Below are 7179 nucleotides of genomic sequence, written 5' to 3'. Positions count from 1 at the left end.
AACAGCGCCGCGCCCCCCGCTAGGCCGGTCAGGCGGCGCCCGCCTATCGGCCAGCGGCGGCGCCGCGGTCGCGGATCTCGATCGGGCTCCATTTCTCGCCTACGCCTCGCAATTCAGGCCGATACATGTCTTCGGCCACGCTGGACGGCACCGCATAGCGCCCCGGCGTGACCACCCGCGCCATATAGAACACGTCCACGGGGTTGCGGTTCAGGGCCACTGCCGCCACATACCGGTCGTCGCGGAATTCACGGTGCTTGATGGCCGGATTGGCCATGGCATCGGCCACGCGGGTGCCGCCGATTTCCCAATCGCGCATGTCGGGGCTTTGCGAGAGGTTCAGATTCTCGACTTCGAAGCCTGCGGGAACGCGGTCAACCAGCAGTGCGTCCGGCAGGGTCTGGTTGGCCGACACGCGCAGTTTCACCACCAGCATATCGCCCGTATGCAAGGCGCCGCCGTCCCACGGCTTGCCATCGGGTGTGTACCAGCTGCGCTGCAGGCGTATGGTGTCGCTACGCGGCGCGGGCGGCTGGGTGCGCGTGCCCTGCATATCCAGTTCGACGAACAGCGGCTGGGTTCCGGTATTGGTAATTTGCAAGGCTGCCAAGTCGGCGCCCTGCAGTGCCAGGCTGCGGTCTTGTGTGCCGCTGAGCTCCTGCCGCCCACCGGCGGTTGCCAGCGCGGCGGACCACGGTGTATCGGCATCGCCGCCAGTGGCGCGGGCGGCCAGCAACAACGCCATTTGCTCCTGGGTGGACAGATACGAACGCCCCTGCATCCGGGCATCCAGCTGCGCCAGCAGGGGCTGCAGGTTCTGCCCGGCCAATTGATGCTGCGCGGCCAGCGCATACGCCAGCGCGTAATCCCGCACCCCGCTGCCGTAGTCTCCCAGCCATTCATCCGACGCCCCGGCGCGGCCATGGTGCCGGTATCCGTAGGGCCGCGCCAGCGCCAGGTCCAGCGCCTGCTGCATGCGCGCGGCGTCGCCCATGAGCTGGAAAGCGGCCGCCAATTGCATCAGCGGCAGCGGCGACAAGGCGCGTTCCTGGTAGCGGTCGAACAACTGGCGCACCGTGGACAGCGGCGCCTTGCGGTCGCGCGCCAGCACCAGCGCGGCCGCCGCATAGCCGGCGAACCGGCGATGATCGTTGCGCAACAGAGAGGCATCGTCGGCATTTACTCGGCCGGCCTCCAGGCCGCGCCGCAACCTGTCGGGCCAGGTGCCGAAACTGCCCGCGCTTTGCTGTACTTGTTCCAGCAGCCATTGCTGCGAGCGCGACAGCGCGGACTCGGGAACCGCGAACCCTTGGTCGCGCGCGTCTTGCATGAAGCCCACCGCATAGGCCGTCAACCAGATGTCGCGCGACGAAGCCTCGCCCCACAAGGAAAACGCGCCCGACGCATTGCGCATCCCGGCTAGGCGGCCCAGCGCGCCGGCGACTTTCTCCGCGCGTTCCTGGCCGGTATGCGCGGGCAGGCCAAAGCGTTTTGCATCCTGGTCGCCCAACAGCACCCAGGGCATGGCGGCGCTGATGGTCTGTTCCGTGCAGCCATAGGGATAACTCAATAATCTCTGCACCAGGCGCTTCACATTGATGGGCGGCCGGTTCGACAGGCTGATGCCCGCCGAGATCGAGTCGGGGTAGAAGCCGGCCACCGCCGACGCCCCCGGCGCATAGCTTTCCCCCGGTGCCAGGCGCAGGCGCCGCACCTGCGTATCGGCGGCATAGGCCGGCTGCACCTGCAGTACGGACTCGCGGACAATATGCACCGGCTTGGGTCCGCCGCGTCCGTCCACTTGCAGGCGCAACTGCCCCAGCCCATACGAGCCGGTGGCCGTCGCCGTAAAGCGCAAGGTGCTGCGCTGGCGGTCTTTCAAGGTAACCGTGCGCGTGCCATCGGCAATGGCCAGGGGATCCAGCGCACGCAGGTCCACCGTCACCTGCTGGGTGGCGCCGCTGAGATTGGTAAGGTCCAGCGCAATGGCCGCCTGGTCGCCCGGCGTGATGAAGCGCGGCGTGTTCAGCTCGGCCACGATGGGCGCGGCCACCACCATTTCGCTGTCGGTGCTGCCGTATTGCGCGTCGCTGAAAGCCACGGCCATCAGGCGCAGGGTGCCGTTGAAGTCCGGTACGTCAAGCGGGATGTCGGCCTCGCCCTGCTGATTCAGGGCCACGGGCCCCGAAAACAGATCGACCAGGCGAACCTTGCGCGGCAGGCTGCGGCTGTCGCCACGCAGCGCCGCATCGCCGCCCCACTTCAACCGGCCCTGCGTGCCGTCCATTTTCTCGATCAGCTTGCCATACATATCGCGCAATTCGGCGGCGTAGCGATGCTTGCCGAAGAAGTAATCCAGTGGATCGGGCGTGGCGTATTGGTTGATGTTCAGAATGCCCACGTCGACCGCGGACAGCGTCACATGGGCGCGCTGCCCCTGCAAGCCGTCCACCTTGACGCGCACCGTCGCAGTCCGTTCGGGCTCGACCTTGGCGGGAGCGTCAAGCCTGATGTCCAGGCGGCGTTCCGCGCTGGCCACGGGCAGGTAGGCCAGGCCCACTGCCCGCGCTGGCGTCACGCGGTCGCCTTCGCTGCCCGGCCGGAATACCACTGCTGAAACATACAGGTCATGGCGCTTCCAGTCCGGGGCCAGGGGTATATCTACCGACGTACCCGAGGCCTGCACCGGCACCCAGCGCGACCACAGCATGCGATCGCCCTCGACGGTAACCAGCGCCTGTCCGTCATGAGGCGGCGTGATGTCCAGCTTGACCGTGTCGCCCGGCCTGGCCGGCGTGCCGTGCAGCTTCAGTTGCACGCGGTCGGGCCGGTTGCCCACGGCCTCGGCGTCCTGCGCACCCCAGCCGGCATAGAAACGGTAGCGCAGCACCTGGCCGGTTTCCGGGTCGGCTATTTCCAGGCGGTAGCGCCCCCAGCCCACCGGCAGGGTCAACGACGTACGGTCGGGCAGCGCGATCAGCCGCGATTCAACGAGTTCTTCGGTCTCGGTGTAACCGCTGTTCCAGCCGCGCTGGTCGTCGTAGCGCCAGTAATACTGGCGATGTTCCCGGTACAGGCGCAACTGCGCTTCGGCCAGCGGTACGACCTTCCCCGCCGTATCCAGGCGCGCCACTTCGAAACCGGCGGGCGCGCCTTCGCGCGTCACGTCGTCTTCGAACAATGGGCGCACGGCGATGAGCTTGTCGGCCGGCCAGATACTGCGCTCCAGCGACCGGACCACCGGCCGGCCGCCTGACTCGAGCAGGCTGGCCGACACACGCACGCGCAGCGGCGAATGGGCCGCGCCGGCCCCTTCCGGATTCACCGTCAGTTGCGCGCCGCCGCCCTCGTCCAGTTCGGTTTCGGGCAGTTCTTCATAATGCCGCAGCGTGTCGTCGGCCGCGTCGCCGAAAATAAAGCCCGGCCATTGCTGCGCCAGCGCAAAACGATCGCGCCGTACCTGGAAGCTGGCCAGCAGGCGATTGCCGGCGGCCGGTGCCCCGTAGAGATAATCGCCCTGCACGTCGATACGCCACGCGTCGTCGGGGCCGAGCACCGCCTGCTGTGTGTCCAGCCGCAGTTTCATGCGCTCGGGCAGGAACTCTTCCACCTGGAACCACCAACTGGCATCCGGCACGCGAGCCGCCGGGTCGACCCGCAATTCGAGCAGCCATTTGCCCGTCTGGGCGTCTGCCGGCAGGCTGATGCCGTGTTCGACATAATTGGGCGTCTTGCTGGCGGATTCCCACAGTTCACTGCGCACTACGCGCCCATCGGGGCGCTTCAGGGTAGCCGTGAGCGGCGCGTGCGGCAGGGGCCGGCCGTCCGGATCCCGGGGCAACACCGACACCAGGAAGGTTTCGCCCGGCCGATAGAGGTTGCGGCCCGCGTAGGCAAACAGATTGTTGTTGCGCGCGGGGTGGCCGCCTATGTCGTATTCGGACAGATCGAGCGCCGGTTCCCCCAGCGAGAGCACCGTCAGTTCCTGGCCGCGCATGGCGCGCAGCAGGCGCGCGCGGGTGTGGTCGCCATCGAAGCGCACATGGCCGGCCTGGTCGGCGCGCGCCTGTGCCAGCACCTTGCCCTGCCCGTCCACCAGTTCTACGTGCGTGTCCGCAACCGGCTGGCCCGTCTTGAGCGATACGGTGTACGCCTCGATGCGGTCGGCGTAGCGCCGCGCATGCAGCCCGACATCGCTGACATAAAAGTAGGTAACCTGGTATTCGTACCGGAAGCGGCCGGGTTCGCTCATGACGGCCAGGTAAATGCCGGGCTGCTGCAGTTCGGCGATCTGCTCCACCGGCAGGAACGTGACATGGCGCCGGTTCGGCCGCTTGTCGGTCAGGAACCGCCCCTGGAATACGCTGGTGGTGAGTTCGTGCAGCCGGTCCAGGTCCCAGTTGCTGACGGAGCCTTTCAGGCTGCGGTTATCGGCGTAGCGCCAGGGGTCGTCGGGCCCCTCGCCGGCAGTGTCGTCGTCATCCTCCCGGGCTTGCCCCAGCCCGAGCACCTCATCGAAAAACTCGGGCATCTGCTCCGGCGCCACGCGCAGAAACTGCACGTCGATTTCGGGCACATTGACGGTGGCTACAGGCAGGCCGCCGTTCTGGCCGGCCGGCAAGACCACCCCGCGGCTGGCGAAATAGAACGACGGCGGCATGGCGGGAGTCTGCACAACGCACTGGCTGTCGCCGCCCAAGGTGGCGCCACCCTGGGCGCCCGGCAGCGCGCCACGCACGCGCACTGCGTAGCTGCGCTGCGGCTGCACATAAGGAAAATAGACCATGCGCGGGTTGTCGCCCACCACCCACGCGCCCTGTGCAGGCTTGCCCTGCGGCATGGGCGAGTTTCCAGGCACGCGGATGGCTGCGGCGGCAGCGGCCGGCGTGTCGTCGCCGGCCTTGGACGCGCCGGTGTCGACCACATTGAAGTAAGCGCCCAGGTCGGCCTTGCGATCCACGGGCTGCGTGAACGTCACGGCCAACGCCAGGGTGTCATCGTATTGGCGCGACTGGCAGTCGAGCACCGAAAAAGGATCCGCCTGCCCCACCGTGGCCGCGGCGGGCTGCGCCACGGATTCAGGCGGACGCTGCGCGGCGCTGCCAGATGCCGGGGGCGCGGTTCGCGCCGCCGTGCCGGATTGCGGAGCCGAACCACTGGATACTCCCCCGCGTCCGGCCCACCATCCCAACCCTACCGCGATGGCGAGCACCACCGCCAGAATGCCAAGCGCGCCCCCTCTTTGACCCATGACATGCCCCTGTACAGCGTGCAGGGCGCGACGCGCCCGGATGGCCCGGCCCGTGCCGGCTTGGCCCAATACTATAGGTAGATGTCTACACCGGTTCCATGATGCACTGCAGCGGATGCTGCCGCGCGCGCGCATATTGCGCCACCTGCGCGATGCGCGTCGCCGCCAGGTCACGCGGATAAATACCACAGGCGCCACGCCCTTCATGGTGCACCTGCAGCATGATGCGCGTGGCGTCTTCCTGGTTCTTGCCGAAGAACTTCTGCAGGACCTTCACCACGAATTCCATGGGCGTGTAGTCGTCATTGAGCAGCACCACCTGGTACATCGGTGGCGGAGCGGTACGGGCTGGCGCCTTTTCCACCACCACGTCGTGCTGATTATCCAAAGTCGAACTCATAGGGCGGGATTCTATTTAAACGGGAAGCGGGAAAGCCGCGACTTACCCAAAATTACACGCAGAAATGCGGAGTTTCCATACTTGACGCCGGAAAGAAAAGCAGAGCATTATCCACGCATTCGGGGCCTACGGGCAGTAATAAAGGCCACCGGAAGCCGGAAGGCCTAACGGCCCAGCCATGACGCCTTCTGTAAAACATACGATTCAATGAGGCAGTCCGCATGTCTGATACGACCGCAACCGCCGTCCAAGGGGACAATCCCAAATCGACGGGCACCGTCAAATGGTTCAACGATGCGAAGGGTTTCGGCTTCATCACGCCCGATGACGGCGGTGAAGATCTGTTCGCGCACTTTTCGTCCATCCAGATGAACGGTTTCAAGACCCTGAAAGAAGGCCAGAAAGTGGCTTTCGAAATCATCCAGGGGCCTAAAGGCAAACAGGCTTTGAACATTACGTCGGCCTGACGCCCAGTATCCGTATCGCAACGCCCTTGCCCCGGCCTGGCCGGTGTCGGGCGGTGCCAGTTCCCGGGCGGGGCAATGTGCCCCGCCCTGTTATTTTCCGCCGTTTCACTGTCTCATGTCGACCCGTTGCCCGCCGCCACCGTCCGTGCTCTCTTTCTTCAAGGCGGCAGTGGCCGCCGCCGCGCTGCTGGGGGCCTTGCTGGCCTCGCCCATGGCCCGGGCCCAGCAGGCGCCCGCCGCCCCGCAGTCTGGACTGCCCGTGGCGGAACTGTCTGCCGGTATCCACATTATTCGCGCCGAAGTGGCCAGTACCGAACCGACCCGCCGTATTGGCCTGATGCACCGGCAGAATCTGCCGGACAATAACGGCATGTTGTTCATTTTCGAGCAGCCGGACCTGCAGTGCTTCTGGATGCGCAATACTCCCCTGCCCCTGTCGATCGCGTTCATCGCGGACGATGGCGCCATCGTCAACATCGCCGACATGGCGCCACAGACCGACGACGCGCATTGCTCGGCCCGGCCGGTACGCTATGCCCTGGAAATGGCGCAGGGCTGGTTTGCCGCCCACGGCATCCAGGCCGGCGCCCGGATTGGCGGACTGCCCTGACTCCGCTGCAGGTGCGAAAACGAAAAAAGCCGGACAGCCGGCTTTTTTTTGAGGGCGACTGCGGTCAGACGCGTTCGAGCACCACCGCAATGCCCTGGCCTACCCCGATGCACATTGTGCACAAGGCATAGCGGCCGCCCGTGCGGTGCAACTGATTGATGGCCGTGGTGGCCAGGCGCGCGCCGCTGGCGCCCAGCGGGTGGCCCAGGGCAATGGCGCCGCCGTTGGGGTTGACACGGGAATCGTCGTCGGCAATGCCCAGGTCGCGCAGCACGGCCAGGCCTTGCGCGGCGAAAGCCTCGTTCAGTTCAATGACGTCGATCTGGTCGAGTTTCAGGCCGGTAAGTTCCAGCACCTTGCGCGTGGCCGGCGCCGGGCCGATACCCATGATGCGCGGCGCCACTCCCGCGGTGGCCATGCCCACCACGCGGGCACGCGGCGTCAGGCCGTG

The 7179-nt window shown here is 66.5% G+C and carries 4 protein-coding genes and 1 pseudogene; 2 read left to right on the top strand and 3 right to left on the bottom strand.

Annotated features, from left to right (window positions below):
- Positions 1-43 precede the first annotated feature (43 nt).
- Together LPZ50_RS19325 and clpS are read right to left on the bottom strand one after the other, a co-directional pair.
- Positions 44-5251: an alpha-2-macroglobulin family protein gene (locus tag LPZ50_RS19325; RefSeq protein WP_230663859.1), complete on the bottom strand. Its 5208-nt coding sequence runs from the start codon at positions 5249-5251 to the stop codon at positions 44-46.
- An 85-nt stretch (positions 5252-5336) separates the two neighbouring features.
- On the bottom strand, positions 5337-5651 hold the full coding sequence (gene clpS, locus LPZ50_RS19320; protein ID WP_230663857.1) for an ATP-dependent Clp protease adapter ClpS: 315 nt from the start codon (positions 5649-5651) through the stop codon (positions 5337-5339).
- Positions 5652-5872: 221 nt separating this feature from the next.
- Here clpS and LPZ50_RS19315 point away from each other — a divergent pair, with 221 nt between their 5' ends.
- Positions 5873-6118 (top strand): cold-shock protein, encoded by a 246-nt coding sequence (locus LPZ50_RS19315; protein WP_012249572.1) that lies wholly within the window; start codon positions 5873-5875, stop codon positions 6116-6118.
- A gap of 115 nt (positions 6119-6233) precedes the next feature.
- Entirely contained in the window at positions 6234-6728 is a 495-nt protein-coding gene (locus tag LPZ50_RS19310; protein WP_419195613.1) for a DUF192 domain-containing protein, read from the top strand.
- A gap of 64 nt (positions 6729-6792) precedes the next feature.
- On the opposite strand, the pseudogene LPZ50_RS19305 reads toward LPZ50_RS19310, so the two are convergent.
- Positions 6793-7179: pseudogene (locus LPZ50_RS19305) on the bottom strand (3-oxoadipyl-CoA thiolase); the annotation flags it as partial.

The sequence above is a fragment of the Bordetella petrii genome (assembly GCF_020991325.1).
In the GTDB taxonomy this organism is placed as follows: domain Bacteria; phylum Pseudomonadota; class Gammaproteobacteria; order Burkholderiales; family Burkholderiaceae_B; genus Bordetella_A; species Bordetella_A petrii_E.
The sequence above is the reverse complement of the archived record's forward strand: the minus strand, read 5'-3'. Positions and strand labels throughout refer to the sequence as shown.

Coding starts and splice junctions, on each gene's coding strand:
- LPZ50_RS19325 (WP_230663859.1), bottom strand. CDS start 5,251: ATGGGTCAAAGAGGGGGCGCGCTTGGCATTCTGGCGGTGGTGCTCGCC.
- clpS (WP_230663857.1), bottom strand. CDS start 5,651: ATGAGTTCGACTTTGGATAATCAGCACGACGTGGTGGTGGAAAAGGCG.
- LPZ50_RS19315 (WP_012249572.1), top strand. CDS start 5,873: ATGTCTGATACGACCGCAACCGCCGTCCAAGGGGACAATCCCAAATCG.
- LPZ50_RS19310 (WP_419195613.1), top strand. CDS start 6,234: ATGTCGACCCGTTGCCCGCCGCCACCGTCCGTGCTCTCTTTCTTCAAG.